The following is a 14,339-nucleotide window of genomic DNA, read 5'->3' as shown; positions in this document are numbered from 1 at the left end:
ATGAATTTGCACGCTAGGATCATTGTCAGTTGTTGCGAATGATTTGCAATCTTACTAAGGTGCTTCAAGCGTGCATTGACGCGTCCTCGTCCGGACGAGGGGATTGTCGATTCCGAGGAGACGAGGTGTGCGGTTATCAAAACGACAAATCTTGGGGGCAATCGCTGGCCTTGGTGTGCCAGGATCGATGGCTCGGGCCCAGCATCTGGTTGCTACCGCACATGATCCGGAACATGCCGTTCATGGCGGCAACCGGGTCGTCGGCACAATCGACTACGTGGCCAATGGGTTCGGACCCCAGGACCTCGCGACCGAATTCGATTTCGGAGAGGTAACGACGGCGTCCGACGGGACCCGGACGCGGGAGTGGACGATTTCCGCCGTTGATGTGGAACTAGAGATAGCACCAGGAGTGTTCTTCCCGGCCTGGACCTACAACGGACGTGTCCCCGGGCCGACGATGCGATGTGTTGAAGGCGAACGGTTGCGCATCAATTTCCAGAACGCTGGCAGCCATCCGCACACTATGCATTTTCATGGCATCCACGCGGCGCGGATGGACGGAGTACCCGGGGCCGGGCAAGTCGATCCGGGCGCGAAATTCATCTATGAGTTCGACGCCAAGCCGTTCGGCTGTCACCTCTATCATTGCCACTCCTTCCCGCTAAAGCGACACATCCACAAGGGGCTTTACGGGGCATTCATTGTCGATCCGGATCCAGACCTTCACCCCGACTTCCGCGACGTGGCCGCGGGTCGACTGGCGGGCACGCCCGAGAATTCCCGGTGGCAGGAGTTCGTCATGGTGATGAACGGGTTCGACACGAACTTCGACGACGAGAACGAGTTCTACGCGGTCAACACCTATCCCTTCGCCTACAACGAGCAGCCCCTGCGAGTGGAGCGGGACAGGCCGATCCGTATCTACCTGGTCAACGTGACCGAATTCGACCCGATCAACTCGTTCCACCTGCATGCCAATTTCTTCGACTACTACGACCACGGCACCACGCTGGAACCGACGCTGCGGACCGTCGATACGGTGATGCAGTGCCAGGCGCAACGCGGCATCATCGAGATCGATTTCTCCGGCCACGAGCCGGGACTCTACATGTTCCACGCCCACCAGACCGAGTTCGCTGAGCTTGGCTGGATGAGCCATTTCGAGGTGGTGTGACCGATGCGAACCGCCTGGCTTGTCTTACCTGTGATCGTGCTGGCCGCCCTGGTGGCGTTTATCATTGTCGGCAAACCCTTCGACCGGCTGACCCGGGCCGCACCGGCTGTCGAAGACCTTGCCGTAGAGACCGTCCGTCTTGGGGCCGGTCTCATCGAGATGAGCGTCCGGGCGGACGGGTCTATCCCAATCGTCATCGCCCAGGTCCAGGTAGACGGTGCCTATCGCGACTTCACTCTCGATCCCGCTGGCCCCATCGACCGGCTGGCGCGAGGCACGGTCCGCATCCCCTATCCGTGGGTCGATGGGGAAACCCACCACATCCTGCTGTTGACTTCCACCGGCGTTGGGTTCGAACACACGATTGATGTGGCCCAGAACGCACTGGCTTTGGATGGGCCGACACTTTGGGTGCTGACGCTGGTCGGGCTTTTGTTGGGCGTCGCTCCGGTGGCGGCGGGCATGCTGGCCTACCCGGCGCTGCGCGACGCCGGGCCGGGAGTAATCCACTTTCTCCTGGCTCTGACGATTGGTCTGCTGGCGTATCTGCTGATCGACACCCTGCGTGAGGGACTGGAGGCCGGGGCGGAGACGTTGGGCCGCCTCAGAGGGGAAACGCTTGTCTGGGTGTCTGCTGGCCTGACTACGCTGGCGCTTGTCGCCTTTGGCCGACGCCGGGGGCAGCCGCCAGAAGGGATCGCACTTGCCGCGTTCATCGCCCTGGGTATCGGGCTGCACAATTTCGGCGAGGGCCTGGTGGTGGGTGCCTCTTTCGCCACCGGGGCTGCCGCGCTCGCCGCGTTCCTTGTCGTCGGATTCGTGCTTCACAACGTGACTGAGGGCATCGGCATCGCCGCACCACTGCTGCGCCTTCGGCCTTCATTGCAGGTGTTCATAGCTCTGGCCCTGCTGGCGGGCCTGCCTGCGGTTTTCGGCGTATGGATCGGGGCGCAGGCGATCAACCCTTACTTCGTTGCGCTCTGCTTTGGCGTTGGAGCCGGAGCCATACTGCAAGTCATCATCGAGGTGGTCGGGCTGACGACCCGCTCTGATGGAGCGGAATCGCTGACTCGCCCGGCCTATGCCGGAGGCATCGCAACCGGGCTGGCCGTGATGTATGCAACCGCGCTACTGGTCTAGAAGAGCTTCCGAACACGCCTGCAATTGTCCCGATATGTGTCGCCATTTTGCTGTTTCAGCCACGGTTCCTCGGCAAAGGGTGCCGCAACTGGGGCGACGGTCCCCGCCACAACCGCTGGCACGGTCAGCGAAGACGCTGACAGCAGGGCCCGGCCGGCTAGCATCGCCATGCCAGCCAGGTATTGGGGGTTTTAGGAATGTGCACAAAGACCGCCAGTTTCGAGGTCCATGATGGCCCCACCTGATTTGGCCATCCCGAACCCTGCGACTGCTGACTGGGCGACGGCATTCCCGGCCGGGATCGCCATGCGAGATCGGATACTGAGAGAGCTTCAATGCCCGGTTCCGCGACGAACTGCCCATCGGCGAAACCTTCCACAGCCTGAGAGAGGGCGGATCCAGATCGAACAACAGAAGCGGCGCTACAACACGAAACGTCCTCACAGCGCCCTGGGCTGCCGACCACCGGCCCCAGAAGCCATCGTTCCGATAGACCACAGGTCAGTCATGAACCAACATTCACACCGGATCACTCAGGTGGGGCTGATCGACGCCCGCGCGCCGAAGCCCAGCCCGCGTGGCGCCTACAAGAAACAGACTTCGAACTGGGATACTACCCTGGCGTTCATCGGCCGTCTCGTCGGCATCGACATGATCTTCGCCGGCGCGGCGCCACATCGTCTCGGAAGCGAGCGTCTGCAGGGTTCTGAAGGCCCTTGACCTTATCACCGGTCTGAACTTCGCCAGGTGATGGAGAACCGAGGCGCAGAACTCGGCCCCAGCGATCCTGACAACCCTTTGGTGCGATTTCATCGCCGACCTCCCGAATTCGTTTCGCGGGAGAGATTAGGGAAGGGTAGGGGCTCTTGTAGGCAATCCAGTCCAGACGCATTGCCGGGTCAGATCTTGGCCGCACGCCCCAGCACGTCGAGCCCCTGCATGTTCAGGAAATGCAGGATGTCGATGAAGATCCAGTTCTCGGCCAGCTTGTCGCCCTCGCGCCGGTAGATGTCGACGACGCGCATGTCGGCGGCCTTGCCCGAGCCCGGCAGGCCCAAATAGCCGCCGGTCGGCGTCAGCGTCAGGTTGGGCCAGCCGAAGAAGCCCCCGAACTTGCCCTCGGCGAGCCGGCAGAGATGGCCGTTGAACCTGCGGTCGGCGAGTTGCGTGCGGAACGGGTGCTGGTGCTGCTCGATATAGCGATCGATCGTGTAGGTCGAACCGATCCCGTCCGGACCCCACCAGATCATGTCGTCATGCCAGCACCGGCCGAGTTCCTCCTCGGGCGAGCCGAACCGCTCCTTGGCGTTGATGTCGCCGATCATCCGGTTGATGAGCGCAAGCGTCGCCTCGCCCTCGGCAGGATCGGCGTCGGCGTGCAGCAGCCCGTCATGCATCGCCGGCCCCGGCTGCACCAGATGCGCGCCGGTCTGTGGCGGCAGCGGACGGAGGCCGGCCTGGTGCATCAGCTGGAGGAGATCGCAGAACAGCGCCGTCTCGGTGATCCTCCCGCCCTCGACCTTGTTAAACTCGGCATAGCGCAGCATGGCGATCTTCCGCGTCGGCGGAATGTCGAGGAAGGGCGCGTCGAAAAGCCCCATCAGGTGGCCCATCGAAATCACCCAGGCCGACTGGAATCCGTCGATCTCGTTCAGCCCCGCGAGGAAGATGTCCTGCCGCCTTTGAACCCGCGTCATCGCCGTAAGATATGGCACCCAGAAGGCCCCGGCGACCGCCCCGGCGCCCTGCTGCTCGTGAAACGGATGCACGCCCCGCCAGTGCCAGTCGGGCGTCGTACGTTCGGCCAGCACTTCTGCGACCGTTTCCGGCGCAGCCCGCGCCAGCGCGTCGTAATGCGCGCGGACCACAGCCTTTTCGGCCTGAAAGCTCATCCCTTGACGGCCCCCGCGGTCAGGCCCGAGACGATCTGACGCTGAAAGAACATGATCATGATGAAAAGGGGTGCCGTTACCGAGACGACCGAGGCCACGGCGAACATCACGTTGCCCTTTGTCTGGGTCGTGCCGAGGAAGCTCGCGATCTTCGGCACCATCGTCTGGTTCTCTTTCGACAGGATCATCGCCGTCACCGCGAAGTCGTTATAGGCAAGTAGGAAGGAGAACAGTCCCGTGGTGATCACCCCCGGCCACATCACCGGAATGATGACATGCCGGAACGCCTGGAACCGCGTGCAGCCATCGACCATGGCGGACTCGTCGAGGTCCTTCGGGATGTTCTTGAAGAACGAGTGCAGCATCCAGAGCGTGAAGGGCTGGTTGATCGCCACCAGAACGATGATGGCCGTCGCGAGGTGCCCCCAGAGATTCCACTTGAAGAACACCGGCAGATAGCCCGAAACGAGCGTGATCGGCGGCAGCGCCCGGAAGATGAGCGCGATGATCAGAAACCAGAAGGCATAGCGGTAAGTCGAGCGCGACAGGGCATAGCCCCCCAGCGTCCCGAACGTGAGCGAGATCGTCACGACGAAGAGGCAGACCAGCGTGGAGTTGACCGCCGCGCGCCAGAACTCCTCCTGAATCCACGCACCCTGATAGCCCTGCCCGGTGAACTGCCCGCCGGTTTCGATCTGGGTGAGCGTGCCGGAGATCGCCCAGGCCCAGTTGGCCTTGGAAAAGAAGTCGCCCTCGACCTTAAACGACCCCCAGAGCGTCCAGATGAACGGAAAGGCCGCGAGGATCATCCACAGCGTCAGGAAAGAGACCGTGAAGAGCTTGAGGCCGAGCGGTTTTTCCTGCGCCTTGATCGTCATGGCTCAGCTCTTTCCGAATTCGCGCCAGGTGCGCACCAGCACCGGCGACAGAAGGATCGCGACGCCGATCACCGTCAGGACCGAGGTCGCGGCGGCCGACGAGAGCTGACGGGTCTCGCCGCCGAGGTCGTTGAAGATCGCCCAGCTCAGAGAGGTCGCATGCGCCGAGGCGGCGAAGCTGACGATCGGTTCGAAGACCCGGAAATTATCCATGAGCTGGATGAGCGCGATGAAGGTCGTGAGCGGTAAGAGATGCGGCAGCACGACATAGCGGATGCGCTGCCAGCGGCTCGCCCCGTCGATCATCGCCGATTCCAGCGTGTCCTTGTTCACCGTCTGTAAGCCCGCGTAGTAGACGATGAAGGCGAAGGGGGCCGCGTGCCAGACGCCGTAGACCATCAGCATGATCCACATCAGGGGCGTCGAGGCCTTGACCGACAGGCTCGGATCGCCCGCGACGACCTGCAAGGCCGAGCCGATGATGCCGCGCGCATCGACCATCCAGAACAGGATGAGCGACCCAACAAGCGGGGTGATGATCATCGGCAGGAGCGAGAAGAAGATCAGCGGCCCCCTGATCGCGCTCACCGCCGCGTTGACGGCGACCGCGATCATGAAGCCGAGGATGATCGTCAGCGGCGTCACGACAAAGGTGTAGGTCAGCGTGAAGGCGATGGCCTTGTAGAAGGGCAGGTTCAGCATCCGGCTTCCGAAGTCGCGCCAGCTTCCGGACGCGTCCCAGGCCCGGCCGACCTCGGTCACCGCCAGATGGCCCCGATCGAGATAGGTCTCGACCCCGGCGAACCGCCCAAGCGGCTGTTCGCGGCGCAGTTCCTCGGTCGCCGCCTGGTCGATCATCGTCGCTTCGGTGCAGCCGAAGGGGCCGCAATTCTCGACCGTCACGATCACCTGGTCATGTGCGACATAGAGCGACTGCACGACGATCGAGATCAGCGGAAAGAAGATGAACAGCAGCATCGCCAGCGACGACGGCAGGACGAACAGGAAGAACGTCTTGTGTTTCATGGCTGGCGCGTCCGGACAGGCGGTCGGGGACGAAGGGGCGCGGGCCGCGCCCCTTCGGACGGGCTCAGTTCAGAAAGCCCTTTTCCTTGGCGGCCGCCGAATAGGCCGCCTCGACATCGGCGAGCGCCTGCTCGGCGCTTTCCTTGCCCTGCAGGAACTCGGCGAGGTTGTCGCCGAGCGCGGTGTGCAACAGCCCCTGATAGGGCAGCATCGGATAGGGAGTCGTTCCCATCTCGATCGCGGCGAAGACGCCCGCGTTGACCGGGGCGGGCTCGTAGCCCTCGATCATCCAGACCGCCTGGCCCATGGTCTCGTCATTCAGGATCGACGGGCTGATGCCGTTCTTCATGGCAATGAACGTGGCCTCGGCATCGGCATCCGAGACGTTCTTGGCCACGGTCCAGCCGTCCCACCAGAGGGTCGAGGCCGGCGTCGACCCGCCGCCCACGGTCATCGGCGCGCCGACCATGGTGTTCTCGTAGACTTCGGGCGCCGAGCCCTCCTCATCCATCAGGACACCCGTCCGCGACCCCCACATGTTCATCAGCGCGACATTGCCGGCTTCCCACTCCGCCGAGGTGGCGTTCGAGTCATGCGTCAGGAAGTCCGGGTTCATGTACTCGCTGAGCGCCTTCAGCATGTCGAGCGTGGCCACGCCCTGCTCGTTGTTGATCGAGACCTCGGCGGTGCCGGGTTTGTAGAACGCGCCGCCATGGCCGATATACATGTTCACGAATTCCTCGGCGAGGTTCCAGCCGGCCGCATAGGCGCCGCCCACCGGGTTCTGCATGATCCCCTGTTCGCGGATCATCTTCGCCGCCTCCAGAAGCTCCTCGTAGGTCTTCGGCGGCGCGACGCCGATCTGCTCCAGCACGTCCTTGCGGTAGACGAGGTGCTGGGCATTGGCCATGAACGCCACCGCCATCACCTTGCCGTCTATGGTGATGAGCTGGCTTTTCGGAATGTCCTGCCCGTGCTCGGCGACGAGGTCGTCGAGCGGCCGGATCACGTCTTCGTTGATCAAGGCGACGATCGAGGAATTGGCGATGATCGCCGTGGTGTATTCCGCCGGATTGCCCTGCATGCCGGCCACGTTGATCTTCTGGTGATCGGCGGTCAGGTTCGCCTTGACCTCGACCCCGTCGCCCGCGCAGGCCATTGCGCCGTTTGCGACGGTATGGATCGCGGGGAACTCGTTGCCGACGATGCTCACCCGGCCGGCCTCGATGCCGCAACCCGCCATCGCCGCCGAGCCGCCGAGGACGGCGAAGGCGGCGGTCAGCGCCAGCTGTTTGCACATTGTCATGATCTCAGACCCTCCGTGTCTCATCCCACCCCGTCTCAAGCGGGGCTATTGTCTCGGCGCCGATGTGCTGCGCCACGCAGTCAGAATGCCGAATCGCTCGACTAACTGCATACATATGCGATTTAACGTCAGAACTGAATATCCTTGCAAGCGCTAACTGAACCTCGTGTGTGCGTGTGCCGGGCTTGCCAACTCCAGCGATTCGCGGCTACGTATATTGCAGTCGTTTGCAAGCGGAGCGTGCGGGATGGCCGAGATTCAGCTGCGCAATATCTCCAAGCGCTGGGGGGCCTTCGTCGGCGTCCACAAATTCGACCTTACCATTCCCGACCGCGAATTTCTCGTCCTCCTCGGCCCCTCAGGCTGCGGCAAGACGACGACGATGCGCATGATCGCGGGGCTCGAGGAGGCGACCGAGGGCGACATCCTGATCGACGGCAAGCGCGTCAATGACCTCGACCCGAAGGACCGGGACGTCGCGATGGTGTTCCAGAGCTATGCGCTCTATCCCAACATGAACGTCTATGAGAACATCCGCTTTCCCCTGAAGGTGCGCAAGACCGATTCCGGCGGCCATGACGAGCGGGTGCGCCGCGCCGCCGAGATGGTGGAGCTCACAGACTTCCTCCACCGCCGCCCCGCCGAGCTGTCCGGCGGCCAGCGCCAGCGCGTGGCATTGGCCCGCGCCATCGTCCGCCAGCCGAACGTGTTCCTGATGGACGAGCCCCTGTCGAACCTCGACGCCAAGCTCCGAGTCTCGACCCGGGCACAGATCAAGAATCTCAGCCACGAGCTGAAGGTCACCACGATCTACGTCACCCACGACCAGATCGAGGCGATGACGCTCGCCGACCGGGTCGTGGTGATGAACAAGGGCATCGTCCAGCAGGTCGCCACGCCGACCGAGATCTACGACCGCCCCGCCAACAGCTTCGTCGCGGGCTTCATCGGCAATCCGGCGATGAACTTGATGGAGGGCGAGCTGAGGGGCGGGACCTTCGTCGGCAAGAACGTCCGCATCCCGGGGCTGAAGGGTCCCGACGGCGCGGTGACGCTCGGCTTCCGAGCCGAGGATGCGCGTATCGCCGACAAGGGAGAGATCGCCGCACCGATCTATTCGCTGGAGCTTCTCGGCGATGCGACCATGATCACCGTCAAGGCGGGCGGTGCGCTGGTCTCGATCAAGGCGCCCAAGGACTTCCGCGCCGAGATCGACGACCCGATCCAGGCGGGCATCCCCGCCGCGATCTGCCATCTCTTCGATGCCAAGACCGGCGAAAGGATCGACCCATGACGCCTGAGGATCACGCACGCCAAAGTGCCGAGACGCTCGCCGCGGTGCGTCGGATGGAGGACGCGCTTGTCGCCGGCGAGAACGACATGACCCGCTACTTCCACGCCGATTTCCTCTGGCGCGGCAACCAGGGCTGCGGCACCAAGAAGGGCGTCGCCGAGTTTCGCCACAACTGGCAACTGCCCTTGCGCGCCGCTTTCACCGACCGCACGTACGTCACCGAGAAATTTCTGGCCGACGGCGACTGGGCCGCCTGTTTCGGCCATATCGAGGCCACCCATTCCGGTCCCTTCATGGGGCTCGCCCCCACCGGCAAGCGCATCCGCATCCCCTACATGGATTTCTGGCGCGTCGAGGACGGGCGCATCGCCGACAACCCGGTCTCGGTCGATTTCGCCTCCGTGCTCGCTCAGCTCGGCCACGACGTGTTCGGCGGCGAGGGTTGGGAAGCCTACGACCGCGGCGAGCGCGAACCTGCCCGACCCGAAGCATGAGGACAACGCCATGAGCATCACCCATCTCAAGCGTGGCAAGCCCGAGGCCGACCGGGCCGAGGACGATGCGAAGGTTCGCGGGGTCGTCGAGGCGACGCTGAGGGACATCGAAACACGCGGCGACGCCGCAGTGCGCGCACTTTCCGCGAAGTTCGACAAGTACCAACCGGCGTCCTTCCTGCTCACCGCGTCCGAGATCGAGGCCGCGATGCAGAAGGTCTCGGCCCGCGAGATGGACGACATCCGCTTCGCGCAAAAGCAGATCCGCAGCTTCGCTGAGGCGCAAAGGGCCTCGATGACCGATATCGAGGTCGAGACGATGCCCGGCGTGATCCTCGGCCACAGGAACATCCCGGTGCAGTCCGTGGGCTGCTACGTGCCGGGCGGCAAGTTCCCGATGGTAGCCTCGGCGCATATGTCGGTCTTGACCGCTACCGTCGCGGGCGTGCCCCGCATCGCGGCCTCCGCACCGCCGGTGAAGGGCGCGCCGCACCCCGCCATCGTCGCCGCGATGCACTTGGGCGGCGCGCATGAGATCTACGTCCTCGGCGGAATGCAGGCCGTGGGCGCGATGGCCTTGGGCACTGAGACGATCAGGCCCGTCGACATGCTCGTCGGCCCCGGCAATGCCTTCGTCGCCGAGGCCAAGCGCCAGCTCTACGGCCGCGTAGGCATCGACCTCTTCGCCGGCCCGACCGAGACGATGGTGATCGCGGATGAGACGGTGGATGCTGAGATGTGCGCGACCGATCTTCTCGGCCAGGCCGAGCATGGCTACAACTCGCCCGCCGTCCTTGTCACCAATTCCCGCAAACTCGCCGAGGCGACGCTGGCCGAGGTCGACCGGCTCCTAAAGATCCTGCCCACCGCGGAGACCGCCGGGGTAAGCTGGCGCGACTATGGCGAGGTCATCCTCTGCGACACCTACGACGAGATGCTCGGCGTCGCCAATGACATCGCGTCCGAACACGTCCAGGTCATGACCGACCGCGACGACTGGTTCCTCGAGCATATGCACAGCTACGGCGCGCTGTTCCTCGGCCCCCGCACCAATGTCGCGAACGGCGACAAGGTGATCGGCACCAACCATACATTGCCCACCAAGAAGGCGGGGCGCTACACCGGCGGGCTCTGGGTCGGCAAGTTTCTGAAAACACACAGTTACCAGAAGATCACCACCGACGAGGCGGCAGCGCTGATCGGTGCCTATGGCTCACGGCTCTGCCTGCTCGAAGGCTTCGTCGGCCACGCCGAACAGTGCAATCTCCGCGTCAGGCGGTATGGTGGGCGGAATGTCGAATACGGGACGGCGGCTGAATGACCCTCCCGCGCACCCCCTCGTTCCGACTCGATGGCCGTCGCGCGCTCGTTACCGGCGCCTCGTCGGGAATCGGCCTTGCCTGTGCCGCTGCGCTCGCCGAGGCTGGCGCCCATGTGGTTTGCGCGGCGCGGAGCGCCGACAGGCTCAAAGCGGCGGTGGAGGATATCGTGGGGCAGGGTGGGGACGCCGAGGCGCTGCCCATGGACATGGCCGACCTCGACGACCTGACCGCGAAACTGAAGGCGCAGGCCCCGTTCGACATCGCCGTGAACTCCGCCGGCCTCGCCCGCCACGGCCCGGCGCTAGAGACCCGGCCCGAGGACTACGACGCTGTGATGGCCGTCAACCTCCGCGCCGCCTATTTCCTTTCGGCCGGCGTGGCGCGCGGGCTGATCGCGGCGAAGAAGCCCGGCTCGATCATCCACATCTCGTCCCAGATGGCCCATGTCGGCGGCATCGACCGCGCGGTCTACTGCGCCGCCAAGCACGGGCTCGAAGGCATGGTGAAGGCGATGGCGATCGAATGGGGGCCGCACAAGATCCGCATCAATACGATCTGCCCGACCTTCATCCGCACGCCGCTGACCGAAAGCACCTTCGCCAACCCCGAACGCGTGAAATGGATCGAGGAGAAGATCAAGCTCGGCCGCACCGGCGAGGTCGAGGACATCATGGGCGCCGTCACCTACCTCGCCTCGGACGCCTCGGCGCTGGTGACGGGGACATCCCTGATGATCGACGGCGGCTGGACGGCGGACTGATGAAGGACAAGGTCACATCCTTCGACGTCGCCCGCCGCGCCGGGGTCAGCCAATCGGCCGTCAGCCGCGTCTTCACGCCGGGGGCTTCGGCCTCGAAGAAGACCGTCGACAAGGTCCGCCGCGCCGCCGAGGAACTGGGCTACCGCCCCAATCCGCTCGCCCGGGCCATGATCACCGGCAAGAGCCGGATCATCGGTCTCGTCGTTGCCTATCTCGACAACCAGTTCTACCCGATGGCCCTCGAATGTCTGTCGAACACGCTACAGGAGAAGGGCTATCACATCCTCGTCTTCACCGTGCCGCAGGCGCAGACCGATATCGGCCGGATCGTACAGGAACTTCTGGACTACCAGGTCGACGGCATCGTCACCGCCTCGGTCGCGATGACGAACGACCTCACCAATCTTTGCGAGGCTGCCGGCATCCCCGTCGTGATGTTCAACCGCGGCCAGGACGACCCGCGGCTCTCCGAGGTGACGTCGGACAACGTCGCGGGCGGTCGCACCGTCGCCAATTTCCTCGCCGCCGGCGGGCACAAGCGCATCGCCCATATCGCCGGCTGGCAGGAGGCGTCCACGGGGCGCGACCGCGCGAAGGGCTTCGCCGAGGGGCTGAGGGATCACGGGCTCGAACCGGTGGCGGTCCTCGACGGCATGTACAATCGCGATACCGCGGCGAGCCTTACGCGCGACCTTTTCGGGGGCCGCGACCGGCCCGACGCGGTCTTCGTCGGCAACGACCACATGGCCTTCGCGGTGATGGATGTGCTGCGCTTCGAGCTGGGATTGAAGGTCCCCGGCGACGTCTCGGTCGTCGGCTATGACGACGTGCCGATTGCCAGCTGGCCCGCCTACGATCTGACGACCATCCGCCAGCCAGTGAACCGCATGGTCGAGGCGGCGACGAAGACGCTCATCTCGCGCATCGAGGGCGATACGGAGCCGCGTCACATCCTCATCCCCGGCCCGCTGATGATGCGCGGCTCGGCCCTGAAACCGAAAGGATTCGCGACTTGAAGGGCTTCTCGAACAGGTGGAAGGACTTCCCCGACTACATCATCGGGATCACGAAGGAGATCTGGGAGGATCGCGGCGTAGCGACGCTGAACCACTACTACGCCAAGGACATTCCGGTTCGTTCGCCCATGGGTATCCAGAAGGGCAACCAGGCGGTGATCGCCTCGACCATGGCGACGATCAACGAGTTTCCCGACCGTCAGCTTCTGGGCGAAGACGTGATCTGGTCCGACGACCCCGACCACGGGCTCCTCTCCTCGCACCGCCTCATCACCACCGCCACGCATACGCGCGACGGCGCCTTCGGTCCGGCGACCGGGAAACGCTGGACCGTGCGTGTCATCGCCGACTGCGCGGCGAAAGCGGGCACGATCTACGACGAATGGCTGGTGCGCGACTATGGCGGCATCGTCCGCCAGTTGGGCATGAACCCACGCGACTATGCGAGCCACCTCATCGCCCGCGAAGGCGGTCTGAACGCCGCGACCCGGCCCTTCACGCCCGAGATCGACGTCGACGGCGGCTATCACGGGCAGGGCAACGACAACGAGTGGGGCGCGCGCTACGCCGACACGCTGACGCGGATCATGGACAAGGATTTCAATCATGTTCTTGCAGGTTACGACCGCGCGGTGATCGGCGAGTATTCCGGCGCGCGCACCGCGATCGGGCGCGAGGCCGTGACCGAGTTCTGGGTCGGGCTGCGCTCATCCTTCCCCGACGCCACCTTCACGATCCACCACCAGATCGGCATGGACGCCGACATGCTCAGCCCCCGCGCTGCGATCCGCTGGTCCTTGGATGGTGCGCATTCCGGCTGGGGAACCTTCGGCGCGCCCACCGGGGCGCATGTCCATGTGATGGGGATCAGCCACGCCGAATACGGCCCCTACGGCCCGAGCGGCATCGGCCTCCGCCGCGAATACGCGCTTTACGACGAAATCGCTATCTGGAAGCAGATCCACCTTCATACAGGAGCAACCGAATGACTCCCGCCGAGATGGAACCCCGCATCGTCCGCTACGGTGACCTCAAACCCTGCAATACCGCCTTCATCGACGCCCACACGCCGGGCTCCGACCAGAAGGAGAATTTCACCATCATCGGCGGCGGTGTCTCGGAATCGAAAGACCAACACGTCCATATCGCCATACCGCACGGCTTCAATATCGGCGCGGCGGGTCAGCCGCCGAAATGCCGCAACAGCTTGCATTCCCACCGCACCGCCGAGGTGTTCTTCGTGCTGAAAGGCCGCTGGCGCTTCTTCTGGGGCCGCTGGGGTAAGGCGGGCGAGGTCACGCTTGAGAAAGGCGACATCTTCAACATTCCGACCGGCATCTTCCGCGGGTTCGAGAATATCGGCACTGATTACGGGATGATCATGGCGATCCTCGGCGGCGACGACGCCGGGGGCGGCGTGATCTGGGCGCCGCAGGTTATCGAGGACGCGAAGGACCACGGGCTGGTCCTCTCCGAGAAGGGCAGGCTCTACGACACCAGAAGGGGCGACACGCTGCCCAAGGGCGAAAAGGCCATGCCGCTGCTGACCGACGAGGAGCTGAAAGGCTTCCCTGAACCCACCACCGCCGAGGTGATCCCGAACCACGTCGCCCGCTACTGGGACCTCGTGGCGCTCGCCGACAAGACGCCCGCCAAGGTGATCGGCGAAAAGGGCAAGCTCTGCGACAAACCCGGTTTCGAAGTGGATCTCATCACCCGCGCCTCGGCGACCGAGAAGAAGCACCGACATGACAGGCCCTCGGTCCTGATGCCGGTGAAGGGCCACTGGCGCGTCGACTGGGACGGCGGTTCCACTGTCCTCGCGCCCGGCGACACGATGAGCGTGCCCGAAGATCTCGCCCATTCCGCCGTGCCCTCGATGACCGGAGAGGCGGCGCTCTACCACGTCGTGGCGACCGACGATCCCGCAGGCCCAACCTGGAAAGGTTGACGGCGGGCGACCCGACACGTGTCGGGACGGATGCCCGACAGATGCCCGACGCTTGCTGGACAGAAGAAAGACAGAAGGAGATG

The 14,339-nt window shown here is 64.3% G+C and carries 14 protein-coding genes and 1 pseudogene; 11 read left to right on the top strand and 4 right to left on the bottom strand.

Annotation, left to right across the window (positions count from 1 at the left end):
* Positions 1-187: 187 nt before the first annotated feature.
* The 4 genes and pseudogenes from DEA8626_RS08605 to DEA8626_RS20830 all read left to right on the top strand — a co-directional run bounded on the left by DEA8626_RS08605 (position 188) and on the right by DEA8626_RS20830 (position 3,037).
* The gene (locus DEA8626_RS08605; RefSeq protein ID WP_108852577.1) at positions 188-1,177 is read left to right on the top strand and encodes a multicopper oxidase domain-containing protein; all 990 of its coding nucleotides are present in this window, start codon (positions 188-190) and stop codon (positions 1,175-1,177) included.
* Between the two features lie 3 nt (positions 1,178-1,180).
* The gene (locus DEA8626_RS08600) at positions 1,181-2,317 is read left to right on the top strand and encodes a ZIP family metal transporter (RefSeq protein WP_108852576.1); all 1,137 of its coding nucleotides are present in this window, start codon (positions 1,181-1,183) and stop codon (positions 2,315-2,317) included.
* A 295-nt stretch (positions 2,318-2,612) separates the two neighbouring features.
* Positions 2,613-2,806, top strand: a pseudogene (locus DEA8626_RS08590) (integrase core domain-containing protein); the annotation flags it as partial.
* Positions 2,807-2,854: 48 nt separating this feature from the next.
* Positions 2,855-3,037, top strand: coding sequence for a hypothetical protein (locus DEA8626_RS20830; protein ID WP_146188850.1), 183 nt, complete (start codon positions 2,855-2,857; stop codon positions 3,035-3,037).
* A 179-nt stretch (positions 3,038-3,216) separates the two neighbouring features.
* Here the strand turns inward: DEA8626_RS20830 and DEA8626_RS08585 are convergent, their stop codons facing one another.
* The 4 genes from DEA8626_RS08585 to DEA8626_RS08570 form a co-directional block, all read right to left on the bottom strand.
* Positions 3,217-4,209, bottom strand: a complete 993-nt coding sequence (locus DEA8626_RS08585) for an ester cyclase (RefSeq protein ID WP_108852574.1) — start codon at positions 4,207-4,209, stop codon at positions 3,217-3,219.
* On the bottom strand, positions 4,206-5,087 hold the full coding sequence (locus tag DEA8626_RS08580; protein WP_108852573.1) for a carbohydrate ABC transporter permease: 882 nt from the start codon (positions 5,085-5,087) through the stop codon (positions 4,206-4,208). Before DEA8626_RS08580 ends, DEA8626_RS08585 begins: the two co-directional genes overlap by 4 nt.
* Positions 5,088-5,090: 3 nt before the next feature.
* Positions 5,091-6,113, bottom strand: coding sequence for a carbohydrate ABC transporter permease (locus DEA8626_RS08575; RefSeq protein ID WP_108852572.1), 1,023 nt, complete (start codon positions 6,111-6,113; stop codon positions 5,091-5,093).
* A gap of 64 nt (positions 6,114-6,177) precedes the next feature.
* A complete protein-coding gene (locus DEA8626_RS08570) occupies positions 6,178-7,419 on the bottom strand; it encodes an ABC transporter substrate-binding protein (protein ID WP_219929175.1) in 1,242 nt (413 codons plus the stop codon).
* Between the two features lie 247 nt (positions 7,420-7,666).
* Here DEA8626_RS08570 and DEA8626_RS08565 point away from each other — a divergent pair, with 247 nt between their 5' ends.
* From DEA8626_RS08565 to DEA8626_RS08535, 7 genes are read left to right on the top strand one after another with little or no spacing between them, the layout of a single operon-like run.
* Positions 7,667-8,713, top strand: coding sequence for an ABC transporter ATP-binding protein (locus DEA8626_RS08565; protein ID WP_108852570.1), 1,047 nt, complete (start codon positions 7,667-7,669; stop codon positions 8,711-8,713).
* Entirely contained in the window at positions 8,710-9,207 is a 498-nt protein-coding gene (locus DEA8626_RS08560; protein WP_108852569.1) for an ester cyclase, read from the top strand. Before DEA8626_RS08565 ends, DEA8626_RS08560 begins: the two co-directional genes overlap by 4 nt.
* Before the next feature lie 10 nt (positions 9,208-9,217).
* Positions 9,218-10,528: a histidinol dehydrogenase gene (gene hisD / locus DEA8626_RS08555; protein ID WP_108852568.1), complete on the top strand. Its 1,311-nt coding sequence runs from the start codon at positions 9,218-9,220 to the stop codon at positions 10,526-10,528.
* Positions 10,525-11,289 (top strand): SDR family NAD(P)-dependent oxidoreductase, encoded by a 765-nt coding sequence (locus tag DEA8626_RS08550; protein ID WP_108852567.1) that lies wholly within the window; start codon positions 10,525-10,527, stop codon positions 11,287-11,289. Before hisD ends, DEA8626_RS08550 begins: the two co-directional genes overlap by 4 nt.
* Positions 11,286-12,305, top strand: coding sequence for a LacI family DNA-binding transcriptional regulator (locus DEA8626_RS08545; protein ID WP_108853385.1), 1,020 nt, complete (start codon positions 11,286-11,288; stop codon positions 12,303-12,305). The genes DEA8626_RS08550 and DEA8626_RS08545 overlap by 4 nt, the downstream gene beginning before the upstream one ends.
* Positions 12,302-13,294: a nuclear transport factor 2 family protein gene (locus DEA8626_RS08540; RefSeq protein ID WP_108852566.1), complete on the top strand. Its 993-nt coding sequence runs from the start codon at positions 12,302-12,304 to the stop codon at positions 13,292-13,294. Before DEA8626_RS08545 ends, DEA8626_RS08540 begins: the two co-directional genes overlap by 4 nt.
* On the top strand, positions 13,291-14,256 hold the full coding sequence (locus DEA8626_RS08535) for a cupin domain-containing protein (protein ID WP_108852565.1): 966 nt from the start codon (positions 13,291-13,293) through the stop codon (positions 14,254-14,256). The genes DEA8626_RS08540 and DEA8626_RS08535 overlap by 4 nt, the downstream gene beginning before the upstream one ends.
* The last annotated feature ends 83 nt before the right edge of the window (positions 14,257-14,339 follow it).

The sequence above is a fragment of the Defluviimonas aquaemixtae genome (genome assembly GCF_900302475.1).
Lineage (GTDB): Bacteria > Pseudomonadota > Alphaproteobacteria > Rhodobacterales > Rhodobacteraceae > Albidovulum > Albidovulum aquaemixtae.
This window is presented reverse-complemented; position numbering and strand designations above follow the sequence as displayed.

What these genes read in the sequence shown, in the direction of transcription:
- DEA8626_RS08605 (WP_108852577.1), top strand. Translation starts at nt 188, where the DNA reads ATGGCTCGGGCCCAGCATCTGGTTGCTACCGCACATGATCCGGAACAT.
- DEA8626_RS08600 (WP_108852576.1), top strand. Translation starts at nt 1,181, where the DNA reads ATGCGAACCGCCTGGCTTGTCTTACCTGTGATCGTGCTGGCCGCCCTG.
- DEA8626_RS08585 (WP_108852574.1), bottom strand. Translation starts at nt 4,209, where the DNA reads ATGAGCTTTCAGGCCGAAAAGGCTGTGGTCCGCGCGCATTACGACGCG.
- DEA8626_RS08580 (WP_108852573.1), bottom strand. Translation starts at nt 5,087, where the DNA reads ATGACGATCAAGGCGCAGGAAAAACCGCTCGGCCTCAAGCTCTTCACG.
- DEA8626_RS08575 (WP_108852572.1), bottom strand. Translation starts at nt 6,113, where the DNA reads ATGAAACACAAGACGTTCTTCCTGTTCGTCCTGCCGTCGTCGCTGGCG.
- DEA8626_RS08570 (WP_219929175.1), bottom strand. Translation starts at nt 7,419, where the DNA reads ATGACAATGTGCAAACAGCTGGCGCTGACCGCCGCCTTCGCCGTCCTC.
- DEA8626_RS08565 (WP_108852570.1), top strand. Translation starts at nt 7,667, where the DNA reads ATGGCCGAGATTCAGCTGCGCAATATCTCCAAGCGCTGGGGGGCCTTC.
- DEA8626_RS08560 (WP_108852569.1), top strand. Translation starts at nt 8,710, where the DNA reads ATGACGCCTGAGGATCACGCACGCCAAAGTGCCGAGACGCTCGCCGCG.
- hisD (WP_108852568.1), top strand. Translation starts at nt 9,218, where the DNA reads ATGAGCATCACCCATCTCAAGCGTGGCAAGCCCGAGGCCGACCGGGCC.
- DEA8626_RS08550 (WP_108852567.1), top strand. Translation starts at nt 10,525, where the DNA reads ATGACCCTCCCGCGCACCCCCTCGTTCCGACTCGATGGCCGTCGCGCG.
- DEA8626_RS08535 (WP_108852565.1), top strand. Translation starts at nt 13,291, where the DNA reads ATGACTCCCGCCGAGATGGAACCCCGCATCGTCCGCTACGGTGACCTC.